The organism is Azospirillum sp. ST 5-10 (genome assembly GCF_051225715.1).
Lineage (GTDB): Bacteria > Pseudomonadota > Alphaproteobacteria > Azospirillales > Azospirillaceae > Azospirillum.
This window is the reverse complement of record NZ_JBPJSP010000006.1, coordinates 152085-170302: the sequence shown is the minus strand read 5'-3', so window position 1 is coordinate 170302 and position 18218 is coordinate 152085. Positions and strand designations below refer to the sequence as shown.

The 18218-nt window shown below is 72.6% G+C and carries 18 protein-coding genes; 7 read left to right on the top strand and 11 right to left on the bottom strand.

The window, feature by feature from the left end:
• Positions 1-87: 87 nt before the first annotated feature.
• From ACSBPG_RS09700 to ACSBPG_RS09690, 3 genes are all read left to right on the top strand, one after another.
• Positions 88-681 carry an NAD(P)H-dependent oxidoreductase gene (locus tag ACSBPG_RS09700; RefSeq protein ID WP_435536948.1) on the top strand — a complete coding sequence of 198 codons (594 nt, stop codon included), beginning with the start codon at positions 88-90 and terminating at the stop codon, positions 679-681.
• Positions 682-787: 106 nt separating this feature from the next.
• A complete protein-coding gene (locus tag ACSBPG_RS09695) occupies positions 788-2371 on the top strand; it encodes a serine hydrolase (RefSeq protein WP_435536947.1) in 1584 nt (527 codons plus the stop codon).
• 155 nt (positions 2372-2526) lie between these two features.
• A complete protein-coding gene (locus ACSBPG_RS09690; RefSeq protein ID WP_435536946.1) occupies positions 2527-3306 on the top strand; it encodes an IclR family transcriptional regulator in 780 nt (259 codons plus the stop codon).
• Here the strand turns inward: ACSBPG_RS09690 and ACSBPG_RS09685 are convergent.
• Positions 3254-4519: an NAD(P)/FAD-dependent oxidoreductase gene (locus tag ACSBPG_RS09685; protein ID WP_435536945.1), complete on the bottom strand. Its 1266-nt coding sequence runs from the start codon at positions 4517-4519 to the stop codon at positions 3254-3256. The genes ACSBPG_RS09690 and ACSBPG_RS09685 overlap by 53 nt on opposite strands.
• Positions 4520-4691: 172 nt before the next feature.
• On the opposite strand from ACSBPG_RS09685, the gene ACSBPG_RS09680 reads away from it, so the two are divergent.
• The 4 genes from ACSBPG_RS09680 to ACSBPG_RS09665 all read left to right on the top strand — a co-directional run bounded on the left by ACSBPG_RS09680 (position 4692) and on the right by ACSBPG_RS09665 (position 8084).
• Entirely contained in the window at positions 4692-5921 is a 1230-nt protein-coding gene (locus ACSBPG_RS09680; protein WP_435536944.1) for an aromatic ring-hydroxylating dioxygenase subunit alpha, read from the top strand.
• Positions 5918-6436 (top strand): aromatic-ring-hydroxylating dioxygenase subunit beta, encoded by a 519-nt coding sequence (locus ACSBPG_RS09675; RefSeq protein WP_435536943.1) that lies wholly within the window; start codon positions 5918-5920, stop codon positions 6434-6436. Before ACSBPG_RS09680 ends, ACSBPG_RS09675 begins: the two co-directional genes overlap by 4 nt.
• Before the next feature lie 10 nt (positions 6437-6446).
• Entirely contained in the window at positions 6447-6764 is a 318-nt protein-coding gene (locus ACSBPG_RS09670) for a non-heme iron oxygenase ferredoxin subunit (protein WP_435536942.1), read from the top strand.
• 120 nt (positions 6765-6884) lie between these two features.
• Positions 6885-8084, top strand: coding sequence for a DNA polymerase IV (locus ACSBPG_RS09665; protein WP_435536941.1), 1200 nt, complete (start codon positions 6885-6887; stop codon positions 8082-8084).
• A 456-nt stretch (positions 8085-8540) separates the two neighbouring features.
• Here ACSBPG_RS09665 and ACSBPG_RS09660 read toward each other — a convergent pair whose 3' ends face one another.
• The 10 genes from ACSBPG_RS09660 to ACSBPG_RS09615 all read right to left on the bottom strand — a co-directional run bounded on the left by ACSBPG_RS09660 (position 8541) and on the right by ACSBPG_RS09615 (position 18218).
• Positions 8541-9206, bottom strand: coding sequence for a hypothetical protein (locus tag ACSBPG_RS09660; protein ID WP_435536940.1), 666 nt, complete (start codon positions 9204-9206; stop codon positions 8541-8543).
• Entirely contained in the window at positions 9203-10132 is a 930-nt protein-coding gene (locus ACSBPG_RS09655) for a glycine-rich protein (protein ID WP_435536939.1), read from the bottom strand. The genes ACSBPG_RS09660 and ACSBPG_RS09655 overlap by 4 nt, the downstream gene beginning before the upstream one ends.
• A 3-nt stretch (positions 10133-10135) precedes the next feature.
• Complete coding sequence (locus tag ACSBPG_RS09650) at positions 10136-10456, bottom strand: hypothetical protein (RefSeq protein WP_435536938.1); 321 nt, start codon at positions 10454-10456, stop codon at positions 10136-10138.
• A gap of 15 nt (positions 10457-10471) precedes the next feature.
• Positions 10472-10993 carry a hypothetical protein gene (locus ACSBPG_RS09645; RefSeq protein ID WP_435536937.1) on the bottom strand — a complete coding sequence of 174 codons (522 nt, stop codon included), beginning with the start codon at positions 10991-10993 and terminating at the stop codon, positions 10472-10474.
• Positions 10990-11904: a hypothetical protein gene (locus ACSBPG_RS09640; protein WP_435536936.1), complete on the bottom strand. Its 915-nt coding sequence runs from the start codon at positions 11902-11904 to the stop codon at positions 10990-10992. Before ACSBPG_RS09640 ends, ACSBPG_RS09645 begins: the two co-directional genes overlap by 4 nt.
• Before the next feature lie 3 nt (positions 11905-11907).
• Positions 11908-13530 (bottom strand): hypothetical protein, encoded by a 1623-nt coding sequence (locus tag ACSBPG_RS09635; protein WP_435536935.1) that lies wholly within the window; start codon positions 13528-13530, stop codon positions 11908-11910.
• Positions 13530-16619, bottom strand: a complete 3090-nt coding sequence (locus ACSBPG_RS09630) for a hypothetical protein (protein WP_435536934.1) — start codon at positions 16617-16619, stop codon at positions 13530-13532. The genes ACSBPG_RS09635 and ACSBPG_RS09630 overlap by 1 nt, the downstream gene beginning before the upstream one ends.
• Positions 16620-16996: 377 nt before the next feature.
• On the bottom strand, positions 16997-17143 hold the full coding sequence (locus ACSBPG_RS09625) for a hypothetical protein (protein ID WP_435536933.1): 147 nt from the start codon (positions 17141-17143) through the stop codon (positions 16997-16999).
• Between the two features lie 116 nt (positions 17144-17259).
• Positions 17260-17658, bottom strand: coding sequence for a hypothetical protein (locus ACSBPG_RS09620; RefSeq protein ID WP_435536932.1), 399 nt, complete (start codon positions 17656-17658; stop codon positions 17260-17262).
• A gap of 110 nt (positions 17659-17768) precedes the next feature.
• Complete coding sequence (locus ACSBPG_RS09615; RefSeq protein ID WP_435536931.1) at positions 17769-18218, bottom strand: phage tail tube protein; 450 nt, start codon at positions 18216-18218, stop codon at positions 17769-17771.

Here is an 18218-nt window from a genome sequence, read left to right as displayed (position 1 = left end):
GAGGCCGGCACGGCCCCTTGACATGGCCGCCCCGCGGCATAACCTACGTTTCGTAACTTACTATTGGTAACTTACGGAGCCGATGCCATGTCCGCCCTGATCGTCACCGCCAACCCCGACCCTTCGTCCCTGACCGCCACCGTGGCCGCGGCGATCGCCGAGGGGGCACGGCGCGCCGGCGTCGGCGCCGCCATCGCCGACCTGGCGGCGGAAGGCTTCGACCCCCGCTTCACGGCCGGCGATCGCGCCGCCTTCCTCGGGACCGGACCGCTGCCCGACGACGTCGCGCGCGAACAGGCGCGCATCGACGCCGCCGACGCCCTGGCGCTGGTGTTCCCCGTCTACTGGTGGTCCATGCCGGCCCTGATGAAGGGCTGGATCGACCGCGTCTTCGGCCGCGACTGGGCCTATTCGGACCGCGACGGCAAGGTCGTCGGTCTGCTGCGCGAGCGGCCGGTGCACCTCGTCGCCCTCGCCGGCGCCGACCAGGACGGCTTCGACCGGCACGGCCACACCGCCAGCTTCGACAGCCAGATCGTGCGCGGCATCTTCGGCTACTGCGGCCTCCGCTCGGTGACCACCACCATGCTCTACGGCGTCGACGATGGCGATGCGGCGCGCGTCCGCGATCATCTGCGCCGCGCCGCCGCGCTCGGCGAAGCGTTGGCCACCGCCCAGTGAGGGAGGGATCGCCGGGTTCAACATGTGATTGCAACGGCAACACTATCTCCGGCCCAATGCCGTGTCGGCCGCAACGACGGCCCTCCGTTCGGGAGTTGGAGACACCATGCCCCCCATCAGCACGTCCGGCCCGCTCGCCCTCGGCCTCGCCGCCGCCCTGGTCCTGGGCGCCCCGCAGGCCCGGGCCGAGCGCGGCAACCCGGCCATGAGCTTCGGCGGACAGACGATCGACGCGATGATCGCCGAGTTCATGGCGGAGAACGACATCCCCGGCATGGCCGTGGCGATCGTCCAGGCCCCCTACATCCCCCGCGTCACCGGCTTCGGCGTCGCCGACCGCGACCGCAAGTTGCTGGTGTCGCCCAACACCCTGTTCGACGTCGGGCCGATGGCCGAGGCCTACACCGCCGTCGCGGTGATGCAGTTGGTGGAAGCCGGCCGGCTCGGCCTCGACGACGCGGTGGGCACGCACCTGCCCGACCTGCCGGAGGCGTGGCGGCCGATCAGCGTGCGCACCCTGCTGGCGCACGCCTCGGGCCTTCCCGACTACAGCGTCGAGCCGGGCTTCGACCCCTCCGCCCCGCACAAGGCGGCGACGCTGATCGAATCGGTCGCCGGCAAGCCGCTGGCGTTCGAGCCGGGGCACGACGTCGCCGCCAGCGCCACCGACTACCTGCTGCTGGCGCAACTCGTCGAAAAGGCCAGCGGACAGTCGTTCCAGGCCTTCGTGCGGCAGAACCAGTTCGACCGCCTCGGCCTGGCGCACACCGTGTTCGTCGACGAGCGCGACCGCGTCCATGCCGAAGCCGTGGAAAGGAACGGCAACCGCCACAAGGACTTCCTGGCCGATCCCGTGTTCGTCGACCCGACCGAGCCGGCCACCGGCTACCGCGCCGAGGGTGACGCGCTGGTTCCCGCGGCCGCGGTCGACGCGACGGCGCGCCCGGGCAGCGGCGGCATTCTCGCCTCGGCCCGCGACATCAGCCTGTGGGACATCGGGCTGGCCGGTGGCATCCTGGTGAAGGACCCGGCCCTGCGCGCCGTGCTGTACGCGCCGGCCGGCCTGGCCGGCGGCCGCACGGCGCCGGTGATGGGCGCCTGGCGCTTCCCCGGCCACAAGGGGCTGATGTACACGCGCGGCGACGGCCAGGGGCAGTCGGCCTTCCTCAGCCGCTTCACCGACCCCTCGGAGCTGGTGTGCGTCACCCTGCTCGCCAACCGCGACGGCGTCGACCTCACCCAGCTCGCCCGCCGCATCGCCGGCGCCTACGACGCCCGCCTCGGCCCGCCCGCGGCGCCGCCGACCATGCGCCTGCAGGAAAGCCCCTACCCCGTCCGCGAGACCATCGACCGGCTGGAGGCGGTGCTGCGCGCCGGCCAGGTCGGCGTCATGGCGCGCATCGACCACGCCGCCGGCGCCCGGGCCGCCGGCCTCGACCTGCCGCCGACCGAGCAGATCGTCTTCGGCGACCCCGCGGCCGGCACCCGGCTGATGCAGGAGCGGCCCACCGCCGCCCTCGACCTGCCGCTGCGCGCCATGGCGTGGGAGGAGAACGGGCGCGTCTGGCTCGGCTACACCGACCCCGTCGCCATCGCCGCCCTGCACGGCGTGGCCGAGCACGGCGCGCTGGCCCACGCCATGCGCCGCAAACTGGACGGCGCGGCGCTGAAGGCGGTGACGCCGTACTGAGGATCGCCCCTCCCCCGGCGGCGCCGGGGGAGGGAACGGTCGGCGGGCGGTGCCGCGCGGCGACGGCGTGCGAGAGCACGATTCACACTCCAGGCGATTCCACCTGGAGCGATCCCGCTCTAGACTGCCGGCCCGGAACGGCGGACGAGGCTGCGGTGGTCGGCAAGCGCAAGGGAATCCAATCGGTCGAGACCGGCGTCGGCGTGCTCGACGCCCTCGTCCGCCTCGGCCGGCCCGCCACCCTGTCGGAGATCGCCCGGGCCGCCGACCTCTCGGCCAGCCAAGCCCACCGCTACCTCGCCAGCTTCGTCAACACCGGCCTGCTGCGCCAGGACCCGGCCACCACCCTCTACGACCTGCACACCGGCGCGCTGCGCCTGGGGCTGGCCGCCATGGCCCGCCTCGACCTGTTCGAGGAGGCCGGCCGCGCCGCCCAGGCGCTGGTGGAGGGCACCGGCCGCACGGTGCTGCTGGCGGTCTGGGCCGATCTCGGCCCGACCGTCATCCGCTGGTACGCCGGCAACCCGCCGGTCTACACCACGCTCGCCATCGGCTCCCATCTCTCCCTCACCCAGTCGGCGACGGGCCGGGTGTTCCTGGCTTTCCAGAACGACACCTTCGTGGCCGACCTGCTGCAGCGCGAGCTGGTGCGCGAGCGCACCGCCGGGCCGGTCGACCTCGACGCCATCCGCCGGCGCGTGCGCCGCGACCTCGTCGCCGCCGTCGACGGCACCCTGGTGCCGGGCCTGCGGGCGGCCGCCGCCCCGGTGTTCAACCTGCAGGGCGAGCTGGTGCTGGTGGCCTCGGCGATCGCCTCGGCCGCCTTCGCGCCCGCCGACGACGCCCGCATCCGCGACCGCCTGCTGGCGACGGCGCGCGACCTCACCCGGCGGCTGGGCGGGCGCTGGCCGGAGCCGGAGCCGGAGCCGGGCTGAGGAGGGCGCGGGCGGCGCGGGCGTCGAACCGGCCGGCCGCCGCCAGCGTGTCGGGCAGCTCCGCCGCGGCGGCCACCAGGCGCCGGCACAGGCTCATGTCGCGCCCGGCGTTGACGGCGACCGCCCCCACCAGGCGCCGCCCGCGCAGCGCCAGGAACAGCCGGCCGCCGGCCGCCGAGGCGCCCTGCTCCACCAGGCGCGCACCGGCCGCGCCGGCATCGAGTTCGCCGCAGAGCTGGACGTTCAGGTCGAACTGGTCGGTCCAGAACCAGGGCGCCTCGGCCGGCGGCGGCGGCTCGCCGAGGAGGGTGGCGGCCGCCCGCGCCGCGGTCGCCTCGGCGTTCTGCCAAGTCTCGCAGCGCATCGTCCGGCCGTCCGGGCCGGGCCGGGCGGCGACGTCGCCGACGGCGAGGATGGCGGGGTCGGAGCTGCGCATCGCCGCATCGACCACCACCCCGTCGTCCACCACCAGCCCGGCGTCGCGCGCCAAGGTCGTTTCGGGAACGATACCGATCCCGGCCACGGCGAAGTCGGCGCGCACCACGGCGCCGTCGGACAGCGTCGCCACCACCCCCTCCGCGTCCTCCGCCATGGCCCGCACCCGCTCCCCGCAGATGATCGTTACGCCAGCGGATCGATGTCGCTCGGCGATCAGCGTCGCCACCGGCTCCGGAACGTTGCGGCCGAGCGGCCGCGAGCCGACCTCGACCACCGTCACCGCGAGGCCGCGGCCGCACAGGGTCGCCGCCACCTCCAGGCCGATGACCCCGCCGCCGACCACCAGCGCCGACCGCGCCGTGCCGGCACGCGCGGCGATGGCACGGACGTCCGCCACCGTCCGCAGGACGAACAGTCGCGCCAGCCGGAACGGCAGGCGCCGCGGCTGGCCGCCGGTGGCGAGCACCAGCCGGTCGTAGGGCACGCTGCCGCCGTCGTCCAGCGCGACCCGGCGGTCCCGCCGGTCGATCGCCGTGACGCGCCGCCCCGTCAGCAGGCGCACGCCGCGCTCGGCGTAGGTCCCGGCGGCGGCGAGGAAGGCCGGTGCCGCCGCCGGATCGGCCAGCATCCCCTTGGAGAGCGGCGGGCGCTCGTAGGGCGCCAGGGGCTCGGCGCCGATCACCGTCACCGGCCCGCCATGGCCCCGGCCGGCCAGCAGCAGGGCGGTGCGGCCCCCGGCCTGCCCGGCACCGACGATCACCGTTCCCGCCGTCATGCCGCCGCCCTCCCCCGCCCTGCCCCGCCCTGCCCTGTTCATGACCGGCCTCCCGCATCCGACTCCCGACGGGCGCCTCCCGACGGACGCCTTGACGGCGCCTGTTGCTCATCATACAAATCGTTGCATAATATGCAATCACCGACGCCGACCATCGGGGAGGAGGACGACCATGGCCGATCCGGCACCACGGACGTGGGGCCCGCAGGACGCGGGCCGGGTTCCCTACTGGGTCTACACGGACGAGGCGGTCTACCGGCGCGAACTGGAGCGCATCTGGTACGGGCCGCATTGGCTCTACTGCGGGCTCGAGGCCGAGGTGCCGGAGGTCGGCGACTTCAAGACGACGACGCTCGGCGAGCGCCCGGTCATCGTCGTGCGCAGCAGCGTCGAGGAGATCAGCGTCGTCGAGAACCGCTGCGCCCACCGCGGCGTCAAGTTCTGCCAGGCCCGCTCCGGCCGCACCAAGGACCTGCTCTGCCCCTATCACCAGTGGGCCTACGACCTGCGCGGCGCGCTGGTCGGCGTGCCGTTCCGCCGCGGCGTGCGCCGCCAGGGCGGCATGCCGGCCGACTTCGACCCGGCGCGGCACGGCCTGCGGCGCCTCCGGGTCGAGGTGGTCAACGGCGTGGTCTGGGCGACCTTCTGCGACGGCACGCCGCCGTTCCGCGAGTATCTCGGGGAGCGGTTCTGGGCGCACTACACCCGCGTCTACGACGGCCGGAAGCTGGAGGTGCTGGGCTACAACCGCCAGCACATTCCGGCGAACTGGAAGCTGATGCAGGAGAACATCAAGGACCCCTACCACGCCGGCCTGCTGCACGTGTTCTTCGTCACCTTCGGCCTGTTCCGCGCCGACCAGAAGTCGGCGGTCGACATGGACGAGACCGGCCGCCACGGCATCCTGATCAGCCGCAAGGGCGAGCAGGAGGTGAACGACGTCACCGCCGACCTGCGCAACTTCCAGGGCGACCTGACGCTCGCCGACCCGCGCATCCTCGACGTCGTCAAGGAGTTCCCCGGCGACGAGACGGTGGGGATGATCACCGTCTTCCCCTCGGTCATCCTGCAGCAGCAGGTGAATTCGCTCACCACCCGCCAGATCGTGCCGACCGGCCCCGGCGGCTTCGACTTCCACTGGACGCACTGGTGCTACGCCGACGACCCGCCGGAGATGAAGCGGCGGCGCACCCGCCAGGCCAACCTGTTCGGGCCGGCCGGCTTCGTCTCCGCCGACGACGGCGAGATCATCGAGATGAGCCAGCAGGGCTTCGCCGCCGCGGCGGAGGAGGAGGCGCTGGTGCTGATGGGCGGCCGCGACGTGGCCCCCACCGACTACATGGTCACCGAGACGGCGATCCGCGGCATGTACCGCTACTGGCGGGAGGTGATGGGGCTATGACCGCGACGACGACCGCGACGACGGCCGCGACCGCGGCGATGGCCGCCCCGGGCGACGACCTGCGCGCCCGCGTGCGCGACCTCTACGACGCCTATTACGCGGCGCTGGACGACGTCCGCCTGGAGGATTGGCCGGACTTCTTCACGCAAGACTGCCTCTACCGCGTCGTCCCGCGGGAGAATGCCGAGCGGGGCTACGCGCTGGCGACCATGCAGGCGGAGAGCCGCGGCATGCTGCAGGACCGCGTCACCGGCCTCCTGCGGACGCAGATGTACGCCCCGCGCTACTACCGGCGCTTCCCCGGCCCGCTGCGGGTGGCGGAGACGGCGGGCGGCGTGCGCACGCGGCACAACCTCCTGATGGTGCAGACGCTGATCGACAAGCAGTCGGACATCGTGCTGTGCGGCGTCTGCCACGACCTGGTGGTCGCCGACGGCGGGCGCCTGCGCTTCAAGGAGCGCGTGGTCGTGTTCGATTCCGAAATGATTCCCAACAGCCTGATCTATCCCGCCTGAGGAGCACGCCATGAGTTGGGTCAAGGCCATCGCCGCCGCCGCCCTGGAGGCCGAGGGCGTCGCCGGCGCCGAGGTCGGCGGGCACCGCCTCGCCTTCTACGCCGTCGACGGCGCCTACTACGCCACCGCCGACGTCTGCTCCCACGGGCGGGCCTTCCTGTCCGACGGCTATCTCGACGGCCATCTCATCGAATGCCCCCTGCACCAGGGCCTGTTCGACGTCCGCACCGGCGCACCCGCCGGCGCACCCTGCACAGAGCCGATCCGCAGCTTCCCCGTCCGGGAGGAGGACGGCGTTCTCTACGTCGAGGTCGACGGGGCGGGGTGAGACGGGCCGTGCCACGGCCGCACGACGGACGCGCCGCGACGGCAGCGGTGCATTGACAAGCCCGGGCCGGCGCGCCCATGTTCCCGACGTGTTCTCACGCTGGGAAGGACCGCCGGTCGCATGCCGCTCCACCCCGACAGCCGAACCGTCTGCCGCGACTGCGCCGCCGCCCTGGACGGCACGCTGGACGGCGCCCGCGACGCCGCCCCGGGGCGCTGTCCGAAGTGCGGCAGCCGGCGGCTGTTCCGCCACGACGAGCTGCACGCGCTGACGATCGGCCACATCGACTGCGACGCCTTCTACGCCACGGTGGAGAAGCGCGACCGGCCGGAGCTGGCGGCGCGGCCGGTGATCGTCGGCGGCGAGGGGCGCGGCGTCGTGGCGGCCTGCTGCTACGTCGCCCGGCTGGCCGGCGTGCGCTCGGCCATGCCGATCGCCCGGGCGCTGGAGCGCTGCCCCGACGCCGTGATCCTGCCGCCGGACATGGCGAAGTACCGCGCCGTCGGCCACCGCGCCCGCGCCGTCATGGAGGCGTTCACGCCGCTGGTCCAGCCGCTCTCCATCGACGAGGCCTATCTCGACCTCGCCGGCGTCGCGGAGCGCCTCGCCATCTCCCCCGCCCAGGCGCTGGTGGAGGTGGTGCGCCGGCTGGAGCGGGAGCTTGGCATCACCGCCTCGATCGGCCTCTCCTACAACAAGCTGCTGGCCAAGATCGCCTCCGACCTCGACAAGCCGCGGGGCTTCTCCGCCATCGGCCGGGCCGAGGCGGCGGCCTTCCTGGCGGACAAGCCGGTGAAGATCCTGTGGGGGGTGGGACCGGCGCTGGAGCGCAAGCTGGCCGACGAGGGCATCCGCACGGTGGCCGACCTGCGCAGCCGCGACGAGGTCCATCTGGTGCGCCGCTACGGCGCCATGGGCCGCCAGCTCCACCGCTTCGCCCGCGGCGTCGACCCCCGCCGGGTCGAGCCGGAGAGCCCGAGCAAGTCGGTGTCGGCCGAGGACACGCTGGACTGGCCCACCGCCGACGCCGCCGCCCTCGCCGACATCCTGCCCCGGCTGGCCGCCACCGTGGAGCGGCGCATGGAGAAGGAGGGGGTGCTGGGGCGCAGCGTCGTTCTCAAGCTGAAGACCGCCGAGTTCCACCTGCTGACCCGCTCGCGCCGGGTCGACCCGCCGACCCGCTCCGCCGCCGCCCTGGTCGAGGCCGCGCTGCCCCTCCTGGAGCGCGAGGCCGACGGCCGCGCGTTCCGCCTGATCGGCATCGGCTGCAGCGACCTCACCGCGCCGCGCCTGGAGCGCGAGCCCGACCTGTTCCGCTGAGCCGCCCCGCCGGCCGGGCCGCGCGCCGCCGGGACCCGGTGCGCCGCAGAACTCGAACGCGGTCGACAGCAGGACGGTGCGCGGCGCCCCCGGCGCCAGCCAGCCCGGGGCGTAGGAGGACGAGGCCCAGTAGTCGTTGTCGAACAGGTTCTCGACGTTGGCGTGGATGGTGATCGGCGTGCCCCCGGCGTCGAAGGTGTAGCGCGCGCCGATGTCGATGCGCGTCCAGCTCGGGATGCTCTGGGTGTTGGCGGTGTCGACGTGCTGCGCGCCGGTGTGGATGACCCGCCCCGACAGGGTCAGGCCGGGCAGGAACGGGGCGTCCCACTCCGCCCCGGCGTTGACCTGCACCTCGGGTGTAGCGGGCCTCATAAGATTGGAGTGAGAGACGCATAAGATTGGAGCACCTTAACGTCTCTCGCCAGGACCGTCGGGGGGTCGTCTTGGCCGCACATCCTAGGTAGGCCAGCCCGTCTCGATCGCCACAGCGGCCACAGCCTGCACGGTCGTCGCGGCGTCGATGGCGGCGCAAAGCTCCGCCTCACGCCGGAACAGGGGTGCGATGACGTCCGACCGGGCGCGCTGAGCGATGTCCATGACCTCTGCATCCGTGAGCGACAGGTACGCCCGCTTCCCGGCACCCGCGTCCACGCACTTCCACGGTTCGACCGGCGGCTGCCGGAGCCCCGCCGCCGCCGCGGCCCACTCGGCGTCGAGCTTGGCCTGGCTGCCGGGGTCCGTGTAGATCAGGTACGTCTCGCCGTCGGAGCGATCCCAGGTGAGATAGCTGGCCTCCTCCTTCTGCCGGCGCAGGGTCTCCAGCTCGACGCAGCGCGCCTCTTTGGCGGCCGCCAGCTCGGCTGCGAGTTCTGCCGGCGTCTTATCGACGACCTGCCAACCGGCACCGGTCCACACCGGCGCGTGCTGCGTCGCCGGGTCGTAGGCCGGCTGAGCGGGGGCCAGCACGTAGCCGGCGTCCGTCAGCTCGTCCTCGGTGAAGGTGCTGGGGTCGGTGCGCAGACGGCCATCGGAGAGCCGGATGGCGAAAGGCAGGGAAGTCGGGATCGCCCCGCGGTGGGAATATGCATTTGACACGATGATTCCCCTGAGTGAGCCGGTCACGGCAGGATCAGCACGGCTATGCCGTGGGCATGGGCACCACCGTATCCCCGACGATCCGTATCTGCGCTGTTGCCGGGCGTGGTGAAGTTGCCGGCCGTGGTCGAGGCGCTGGACAGCACGTTGGAGTCGAAATAGCCGCTCCCGCCTGCCCCGCCGCCCGTGCCGCCACCGCCACCGCCGCCGTAGCAACCGCCACCGCCCCCACCCCCGAAATTGGTCGCGCTGACCACACCGCCGCCGCCTTGCCCCAGCGAGCCGCCGCCGGCCGCGGCGCTATCACCGCCCTGACCGCCGGCGGATTGTGTGCCGCCCTGCGCAGGGGAGGTACCAGCGCCATTCTGGCCAGATGATCCGCCACCGGCGCCGCCTAGGTTGGAAGAACTACCCGCGCCTCGGCCACCGCCCCCGCCGGCAACTGCGACAAGAAGCGCCCCGACGTACGCATCTGTGCGCCCGCCGCCGCCGCCGCCATAGCTGCTGCCAGAGAAACCGCCATAGCCACCGCCATTGAACCCGCCAGAGCGCTGCGCAAACGATCCACTGCCGCCTGGAACCAACGTCAGCGTGGCGGCGGCATCAATCAGGGTGCCGGTTGTGTATCCGCCCGCCCCGCCGCCGTCGATGCCGCCGCTGCTGCTGCCGTCACCGCCAGCCCCCCACAGCTTCAGGCGCGTTCCCGCGGGCACATTGGCAAAGGGCGCGGCGGCGAAGTGGTTGCCAATTCGGCTGACGGTCGCGCCCGCCGGGGGAACGGCCGCCGCCGCGGAGTCGCCGGCCGCGTAGAAGATCCATATCTTCTTATCGATCACAGCCATGAACGTGCCGAAGCCGGTGCCAGCCACAGCGGCAGGCATGATAAAGCCGCCATCAGCGCCTGCCGCACTGAGGCGGGACAGTCCCGAACCAACCTTACGAAAGCTCGGCATCGCTCATCCCTCCAGGACGCAGACGGTGATCTCGGCGTCCCCGGCGGCCGACGCCAGCGCCTGGATCTTGTCGCCGCTCTCCAGGATCAGGCCGCCGGCCTGCACGGCAATGCTGTCCTTGGCCTTGACCTCGGCTTGGTAGCAGAGGCGCGTGATGGCGGCGCCGGCGCTGGCGTCGGTCCACTGCACCGTGACGTTGACGGCGTTGGTGCCGTCGACGTTGGCGACCTGGATCATCGTCACCTTGGCGCCCCCGGCCGGGGCGGTGTAGACGTCGGCCGCCGAGGTGCCGAGGGCGGCGCGGGCGTTCTTGGGTGTGCTCATGGGGTCCTCGGGTTCTCACATGGAAGCAAAGAAGAAGGCGTCGTTCTCGGCCTTGGCCGCGATCACGGACGCGGGAACGTTGCTCAGCGACGTGTTGGCGGCGCCGATGTCCGCGGCCGTCGCAGTGCTGGGCAGGGCACCGACGGCGGCCGCATCGAGTACGACGTTCGGCCCGGCTTGGCCATTGACCGTCGCCACCGGCCCCCCGGCGATGCTGTCTACAAGCCCCTGGACATCGGCGGCGCTTTGTGCCGCGGCGTCTGCACTGTCCGCCGCCTCGCCAGCCTTGGCGGTGGCAACGCCGGCTTGGGTGGTCGCGGTCGTAGCGTCGATGTCGACCTGCGCCGCCAGCGTCGCCACGGCGCCGGCCGCCTCGACAACCTCGCCGGCCGCCGCGCCCATGTCGTTGAGGGCCCGCGGCAGGTTCACCTCGAAGCCCGTGACGCCGCCGTCGGCGCCGTCGAACCCGTAGGGGTTGGTGTCGGCCTTGTAGAGCCCGCCGTTGTACTGGGCGAGCCGTTCGGTTGCTGCGCTCACTTGGTGATCTCCTCGATCTGGACGGTGGCACCGTCGAACCCGTAGTGCTTCCACGTCTTGCGGAAGGCGTCGCGGCGCTGGCCGATGAAGCCGCGCCGGAACAGGGCGGCGGGATCGTCGACGTCGGGCAGCGACACCACCGGCTTGCTCCAGTTCACCCGCTTCGACTGGTCGAAGAGGGCGTCGCCGTCCTCCTTCGCGATCAGCTCCAGCGGGATCTCGACGGAGCGGTAGCCGGTCCCGGGCTCCACGAAGGTGCCGCCGCCCGGGGTGCGCGTGATCTCGTCGGTGGGGGTCCAATTGTCGCTGTAGCCGGCGCCGTAGCCAGGCGGGATGCGGACCTGCAGGCTGTCGGAGAACCAGGCGTGCCCGATCTCCAGATAGCCGGCGTCGGTGGCGACGTCGGGATCGTCGGGGTCGGGCGCGGCGCCGCTGCCCACCAGGTCCCAGCGGTACGCCGCCGCCCGCACCATCGGCAGCACGACGTGCACGTTGGTCGGGTAGAGGGCGAAATCCTCCGGCGGCAGGTCGCCGCGGAACACGTTGGCGGCCCCCCAGCGCAGCTGCCGCCAGCCGTACAGGCTGGGGATCACCCGGCGGTCCAGGCCGCTCGCCGGGCGGCTGTCGAACAGCACCGCCGTCATCGCCGGATCGGCGTAGAGCCGCAGGCGGATGCGGTCGCCCTGCTTGAGGTTGGTCGCGAACAGGCCGGCGTAGGTGATGGGATAGCGGCCGTCGAAGGTGCCCCGGAAGACCACCGGGGCCGCCTCCGTGCCGGGGCCCGTCGAGCGTGCCCTGACGCCGAGCGGCAGGACGAGGGCGTTGGCGGCCGGGGCGGTGTCGGACCAGCCGGTCTCGTCGGCCGCCCCGGTGACGATCCGGTTGCGGTCGGCGAAGGTGTGGTTCGCCATGGGCTACTCCCGCAGGATGAAGGTGGACAGGTTGGCCCGCTGGTTGACGCGCACGCCGATCACGCGCAGCGGCCGGCCGGCCTCGAAGCCGGGCAGGTCGTCCTCCACGACGACCACGTCGAGGCGGCGGATGTCGGCGAACAGCCGCGTGCAGGGCAGCTCGTAGAGCTGCCGCGGCACCCGGGCGTCGTCGAGCAGCGCCGCCGCCTCGGCGTCGCCATCGGCGGCGTGGCGCAGCAGGGTGTCGCGCTCGATCAGCCGGGCGATGTTGGCGCCGTAGGCCGCCACCGCGCCGGGGTCGTCGGGGGTCCGGCTCTCGCGCCATTCCGTGGTGGCGATGGAGCGGGCGTCGTCGGTGATGGCGCGGTCCAGCGTCGCCGCGTCGCGGGGGGCGTAGTTCCGGCCGGTGCGGAGCAGGACGGCCCGCGCCGGCACGTCGCGCCCCGCCCGGTCGAGCGGCTTGAGCCCGACATGGTCGATGCCGCGGCGCAGGCGCCGCACCGGCGTCCCGGCCGCCGGCAGCACCTGCCCGACGGTCAGCCGCTCCGCCTCGTCCACCAGCCAGAACCCGCGGGCCGACTGCACCGCCCGGTCGAATACGTCGCGCAGGGTCGTGGTGTCGCCGGCCGGCAGCCACAGGCCGATGGCGTAGGGAGCGGCCGCGGCGAACGCGGCGAACGCCGCCGCGTCGACGCCCGCGGGCTCGTCGAGGATGCCGCTGGCGGTCGCCCAGAAGCGCACCAGGTCGGCGATGGTTTGCCGCCAGACGCCGCCGGTCTTGTCCCCCTTCACCTCGCAGGTCAGGGGATAGGCCGTCGGGTTCTGGCCGGCCCCGCCGCCCAGCCGGAGGATGCCGGTCGCCTTGTCCTGTGCCCACTGGCCGGCCGCCGGCGTGCCCGTCGCCTCGACGAGGTCGACGTAGCCGTCGCGCACGGCGACGATGCCCTCGATCGGATGCCCGCCGTTGACGCTGAAGGTGTGGAGCCCCCCGACGATGCCGAGATAGCTCGGCTGCAGCGACAGCACGTGCCCGAAGCACCGCTCCTTCGTCCGTCCCTTCATGTCGGCGGTGCCGTCGAGGCCGCCGGTCCCGCCGTAGGTCTCGGCCTGCAGCGCGGTGTCGAAGTCCACGGTGCGGTCGCGCGGGGTGAGGACGATCCCGGTCCGGGTCAGCCGCGGCATCTCCTGGCCGGCGACCACGACCGGCACGAAATCGACGTCCCGCCGCCCCGTCCGCGGCCCGACGAAAACGGCGAGCCGCCGGCCGGCCAGCGCGTAGTCGGTCCACAGCGCGTTGAGCGGGCGCGCCGCCGCCGGCAGGACCACCCAGCCGCCGGTGTCCAGGTCGCGGCCGCGGATCGGCATGCGCCGCTGCCAGTCCAGGCGGTTGGAGAGGATGGTCTCGCCGACCTCGGCCTGGGACGCTCCCGCCACGCCGCCATAGCTGGCGATGGTGAGCGACACGTCCGCCGCCTGCTCGACCAGCGGGACGTAGGGCAGGTCGGCCAACGCGTCGGTGCGCCGGCACTGGTAGCCCGGCGGCGTGCTGAAATAGAAGCGGTGGCGGTGGCCGGACGCCGCGTGGACGGCGTCCAGCTCCACCAGGAAGACGAGTTCGTCGGCCATCACACCACCTTCCGCTGGCCGGCCGCGGCCATCCGGCGGCCGGCGTCGGCGATGTCGCGCTGCACCTCGATCTGCTCGGCCCCCTGGTCGCCCAGCATGCGGGCCATGCGGTCGACGGTCTGGGTGAGCCGGCCGACGTCGCCGCGCAGCCGGCGCACCTCGCCGGCCGCAGCGTCGGCCGCCGCGTCGGCCACCGGCGCGCCGCCGCGCGGCGGCCGCAGGTCGGCCACGCCGGGCCAGCGGTCGTTGGCGGCGACGTACCGCCCGGCCCGCATCGCCTCGAGCTGCGGCAGGTAGCGGGCCGTCATGTCGGCCGGCATCACGTGCTCGCCGCCGGCCAGCGCGATCAGCCCGCCGTCGGCGTAGCGGGCCAGCACGCTGTCGCGCCCCCACAGGCCGGTGCCGACGACGCCGCCCTCCTCGTAGCCGATGATCATGCGGGCGATCGCGTCGTAGAGCGGGTTGCTGCGGCGGTAGGCGTCGAACGCCCCGGTCCCGAAATCGCCGGTGAAGCCCGTCGCCGCCGCCAGGACGCGGTTGAGGTCCCGGTTCGCGCCGAGGTCGATCCCGTGCTGGCTCACCCAGAGCTGCGAGAACGCATCGAAGGCGCCGGCCCCGAAATCCCCGACGAAGGTCGGGTTGGCCTGCGCGATCAGCCGGTTCAGGGCCTGGTTCGTGCCGTAGTCCCGGAAATCGCCCTCGGCCAGCGTCGCCGTGAGCGCCGCCTCGATCGCCGCCATGCCGTCGTCGGTGACGCCGATCAGCCGGTCCAGGCGCGACACGGTGTCCCGCGCCGCCCTGGACTGCTGCGCCGCGACCGATTCCACCGAGGCCAGCCCCTGCTGCACCTCCTCCATCACCGCCGGGTTGGCGCTGGCGTAGAGCGAGCGGTTGGCCTGGAGATAGGCGTCGATCGTCGCTTGCAGCCGGCCCGCCGCGTCGAGGTCGCCGCCCTGCGCCGCGGCGAGCGTGCTCCGGTACTGCCGCTGCGCCTCCAGGAACATCTCCTGCGGCGACAGCGTCGTGTGGTCGGACAGCAGCAGGTTGCGACGGTACGCACCGAGCGTCTCGCCCGCCGCGTCCCAGGCGTCCGCCGTCTGCTGGGCGGTCTGCCGCGCCGACTGCAGGAGCGATTGCCACGTCTGGTCGATGCTCCGGACGATCGCTTGTCCGGCCTCCACCTCGGCGTCGTGCATCGCCTGTGCCGCCGCGGCCCCGTCCCGGTAGCGCTCGATGAGCATGCCGAGCACGGCGCCGTACTGTTCCGCGGAGATCCGCTCGTTGCGCTGGCGCTGGTTGAGCTCGCCCTGCGCCGCGTACAGGTCCTGCACCGTCGCCGTTCCGGCGTCGGCCTTCGCGAGGAACCCGTCCAACGCCGCGACGAGCGCCGGGAAGCCCGACGCGTCCAGGCCGAGGTCGAGCAGCGTGTCCGTGGCCCCGATCTTGAAGTTCGGGTCGACGGCCTGCGCCACCCGGATGTCGCCCTGCCGGATCACGTTGTCGTTCGCCGCGTTGTAGTCGTCGATGGCCTGCTGCGTCACCCGCGACAGCAGCTCGGACTGCTTGGACGTCGCGACGCCGAGCTCCGTCAGCACCGGGACGAACGCCTCGAAGTTGATCCTCGCCTGCGTCGTCACCCGCTCCAGGCCGCGCAACCCGTCTCCCGCGTCGCCGAGGCCAAGCATGGCCTCGACCTGCTGTTCGAGCACCGAGTTCAGGGTCTCCTCGGATTCCAGCCCGAGGCGGACGGCGGTGTCCCGCCACTCCACGAGTTGCTCCTTCGCCTGCTCGCCCGCGGTCTTCGCCGCCGCCATCATGTCGGCGATCTGCTCCGACACGGCGTAGCCGTCCTTCATCGCGTCGAAGGTCTGGCGGAAGGTCTGCGCCAAGTTTAGGTCTGAAACGAAGTCGTCAAGAGTTGTTGCGTCTGTGTTCTCAAGGGCCGTCTCGACATCCTCGTTGGCGACATTGACAGATCCGCGCTCCACGAGATCGCGATATAGGGCGATTTGCGCCTCATCGAATGAGCCGTACTTTTCAGTAGCCCACTCGTCGTCGATTTTGTACGTGAACTTTCCCTTGCGGGCATTGATCCGGCTGTACGTTTCTTCGGTGAACCGTCCACCGGACGCCTGTAGTACAGTCTCCATGGCCGCGACCATGGTTTGCTGCATTTGGGCGGCCTGCTCCGGATCGGCCTCGTTGTCCGCACCGCTGTCCGCGGCGATCAGCCCGCGGGAGTTGTACCTTGTCGCCGCCTCTAGGGTGGGCGGGCCGGGATCGCCGCCGAAGATGCCCCCGAGGATGCTGCCGGCGATGGCGGCGATCGGCGCGAACGGTTGGAGGCCGGGGATGAACGACATGATGGCGGCGGCCGTGTTGCCGAGGCCGCCGACGACGTTGCCGCTCTGGAAGTTGGAATAAGCATTGAACCCGTACCCGGCAGCACCGAGGATCCTGCCGGGAGTGATTCCGGTACCGGGCGCTCCCGCCACGATGCGGGAGCCCTCCCCACCGGCGAGCATCCCATTTGTTGCCGTCGCCACCGGCGCCGTCGCCGGCGCGGAGAAAATGACCGGGGTGTCCAGCCAGCGGTTGAGATCCGTGAACACGCCGCCGAGCTGTCGGTCCAGCCACGTTCCGTTGAGGAGAGAGGTGTTGACGCCGCCGACGCCCCCCTCGGAGAAGAGGCTGGCGCCTTGTGCCTGCGTCCCGCCGCCCGCCTTGGTGCCTTGCGCGCCCGCGGGCAGCTCGATGCCGAACAATTCGGGAACGAATTCGACGATCTCCTGCGTGATCGGCAGGATGAACTTGGTCCTGACGAGATCGAGGGCCATCTTCCGCAGGGTCTCGTGCCACCATTTGAGAATCGGCTCGCCCTGGTCGAGGATCTTGTCCGTGAAGTCCTTGGCGAGCTCTGCGGCCTTCTCCTTGATCTTCTTCCTGAGCTCCTCGATTTCGGTCTCGTTCGTGTTCGATCCGGTGGACGGGGCGGGCGCCGCCGCGGCCTGCGCCCGCTCCTGCGCCGGTGCCGCCACCAGGGCGCTCGCCTGCGCGCGCTCGTACGCCGCCGTGGCGGCCGGGTCCACGGCCGGCGACGCGCGCCGGACGGCCTCCTGGCGCTCCGCGTAGCGGGCGAGGGCGCGCTCGGCCAGCTCGGTCTGCCTGAGCGCGATCCGCTGCGCCGCGGCGACCGTCTGGATCGCGCCGGAGGCATCCCGGCTGGCCGCGGTGAGCCGGCCGGAGGCGACGGCGGCGCGGCCGACCGCCGTCTCGTAGGTCGCGACGGCGGCCGAGGCCTTGACGGCCCCGGCGGCGAGTTCGGTGACGGAGGTCTGTGCGATCTGCGCCATGGGGCCGCCTCTCCAAAGAAGGAAGGCGCCGCGGCGGCAAGCCGGGCGCCCGTTGCGTGGGTGCTTGGGGTCGGACGGGCGCGTCGCCGCGCGCCGGGCGGGCGGGCCGCGCTTCAGCCGAGGACGTCGAACGCCCGTTCCAGGCGGGCCTGCACCGCCTCCCGGTCCAGCGTCCCGTCCCTCATCGGCGGCGCGCCGGCCGGCCGGCCGGCCGCGTCGTCCGCGGCGCCCCAGGGGTTCGTCCGCTGCAGGAAATCCACCTTGGCGTCGATCGCGACGGCCAGGCGGAAGATGCTGGCCCGCAGGGCCGCCCCGTCCGACCAGCCGAGCCAGCCCGTGGCGTAGCCGTAGAGCCGCTCGGCGTTCTCGGCGTGGGTCAGCCGGCCAGCAAAGGGTCGGCGCCGTCCTCCCCGCCGGCCTCCCCGCCGGCATCCGCCAGGTCGGCCGGACCGGCCTTGTCGGCCATCACCTCGTCCACCGACTTACCGGCGTTGAACAGGCGGAAGACGAAGTCGCTGAGCGGATCGGCGAGGCCGGCCAGGCCGGTGTCCATGACCAGCTGCGGCAGCTTCTTCGCCTGCTGGTCGGTGAAGCCGAGGCCGTGGCGCAGCACGAAGATGATGGCGGGGATGTTGCCGGCGGCGATCTTGCCCAGCAGGACGCCGTAGTTGTCGTACTGCGTGGCCAGGCGCTGGTAGCAGTTCAGCGACGGCTTCAGGGTGTGCTCGGCGCCGGCGAGGGTGAGGGCGACTTCGCCGCGGGTCAGCCTGGACATGTCGGGGCCTTTCGGTCGTGGGCTCGGGACGGGGGAACGGAGCGGGGAACGGGGAAAGGGACGGCGGCGCGCCGGGGCGCCGCCGTCCCGCGCCCGTGCGGGCGCCCCGCTCAGGTGGCGGCGACGCGGGTGATGGCGCCCTGGATGCTCAGGGTCGCGGTGGCCTTGACGATGTCGTTGGTGCCGGAGACGCCCTCCTTGTAGGACATCACGCGGGCCTGGAAGACGCGGTAGGAGCCGTGCCCCGACGGGGTCGCCTTGTCCGGGTACTCGACCCGGAAGTTGTAGAGCTCGTCGGAGTCCAGCGCCTGCGCCAGCGCCTCCTGGCCGGCGTCCTGCAGGTCGCCGCCGAGGCTCAGGGTGATGGTGCCGGCGTTGAAGCTGCCCTTGAACTTCTGCGTCTCGCGGGTGTCCAGGGGCTGGTGGGTGATTTCCTGGAACTCCTTGCCGAACTCGCCGATGGACGTCACCTCGCCGATCAGGGTGTAGGTGTCGCCGCTCGGGCTGCCCGCCGCGGTGCCGATGCTGATGGACGTGCCGGCCGCCGTGGTAACCGCCAT